Origin of the sequence: Desulfatitalea alkaliphila, assembly GCF_022968795.1 — a bacterium.
Lineage (GTDB): Bacteria > Desulfobacterota > Desulfobacteria > Desulfobacterales > Desulfosarcinaceae > Desulfatitalea > Desulfatitalea alkaliphila.
This window is the reverse complement of the sequence record NZ_JALJRB010000068.1, coordinates 1-1,503: the sequence shown is the minus strand read 5'-3', so window position 1 is coordinate 1,503 and position 1,503 is coordinate 1. Positions and strand designations below refer to the sequence as shown.

At 44.5% G+C, this 1,503-nt stretch carries 1 protein-coding gene; it reads left to right on the top strand.

Translation table 11 applies throughout. The features are described from left to right. The first annotated feature begins 82 nt into the window (after window positions 1–82). The gene (locus tag MRX98_RS21700; protein ID WP_246915231.1) at window positions 83–1,489 is read left to right on the top strand and encodes an IS4 family transposase; all 1,407 of its coding nucleotides are present in this window, start codon (window positions 83–85) and stop codon (window positions 1,487–1,489) included. The last annotated feature ends 14 nt before the right edge of the window (window positions 1,490–1,503 follow it).

Here is a 1,503-nt window from a genome sequence, read left to right as displayed (position 1 = left end):
TCAATGTCATTAACTTAAGAAAGCCAAAAATCGCTGTAACATACTGAAAGAATATATTAATAATTGAAAAAAAGGGATCGGCATGGTATACTCACTTTCAACAATAACAGCGAATTATCGTAACGAAAGGAGCACACCATGCCGAAAATTTTTCCAAATTTTATCAATGTTGGCACGGAACCTGAATTGCCATAACTGTGCCAAAATATTCAGGTTTCTAAAGAAAATCATCTCCTCAAAAGAATTCATTGACCGCAATCGGACCTCATCCACCGCTTTTACACGCAGAAGAAAACTTCCGTTTAAAACCCTGATTATATTCCTTATTAATTTCGTTCGTGGCTCCTACCAAGATGAACTGGATAAGTTCTTCAAGTCGGTTTTCCGCCTTGATGTCGCAACACGCGTGGTTACCAAAGCGGCTTTGACCAAAGCCAGGGCCAAATTGAAGTTTGATGCTTTCATCGAGCTTAACGGCCATTTGATCAGCTACTTTGAAAAACACTTGTCTCCTCGTACCTGGCTCGGGTTCCGATTGTTGGCCATTGACGGTTCAACCACACGTTTACCCATTTATGACGACATTATCGAACATTTTGGTACATGGAAGGGGCGAAAGGGCGCTCCATCTCCCATGGCAAGGATCTCGCAGTTGTTCGACCCATTAAACAAAATCACCATCGATGCCGCCATCGGCCCTAAAAGCGTTGGCGAGCGGAAACTGGCAGCCGAAAACCATTTCTTGAAATTGATGCCCAATGACTTGCTCCTGCTCGACAGGGGTTATCCTGCCTGGTGGCTCTTCCGATTGGTATTGTCTCAGCAGGCCGACTTTTGTGCGCGTATCTCGTGCACAAAATGGAAGGCCGTTCGAAAATTCTTTCATTCCGGCAAGTCCGAAAAGATTGTCGATCTTGCCATAAATGCATCTTCCAAAAAACCTTGTGCTCAATGGGGGCTTGATATCGCACCCTTGAAAGTGCGTCTCGTTCGCATCGAGCGTGACGGCAAGGTTCAAGTGCTAATCACCTCTTTGCTCGATAGGGATCTTTACCCCATTGAAATATTTTATGATCTTTACCATTGCAGATGGCCTGTCGAAGAGGATTACAAAGCCGTCAAATCTCGCATGGAACTTGAAAACTTCTCAGGCCAATCCGCTCTGTCGGTTCACCAGGATTTTCATGCAAAGATCTTTTACAAAAACCTGGTCTCAATACTGGCCATCCCGGCTCGAAGGGCAATTGAAATGGATACCGGCACCTGCAAATATATATACCAGATCAATTTCACCTACGCATTGTCTCAGTGCAAGGGTGTGATCCCGCTGATGTTCTATAAAACGCACTCAAGGGTCAAGCGTATGGTCGCTGACTTGTGTGAACTTTTTCAAAGAACCGTCGAACCGATACGGCCGGGAAGAACGTATCCGCGAACTCACAAAGTTAAACCACGGAAATTCTTTCCACAATATAAACCTATTGGTTAAGTTAACGGCATTGA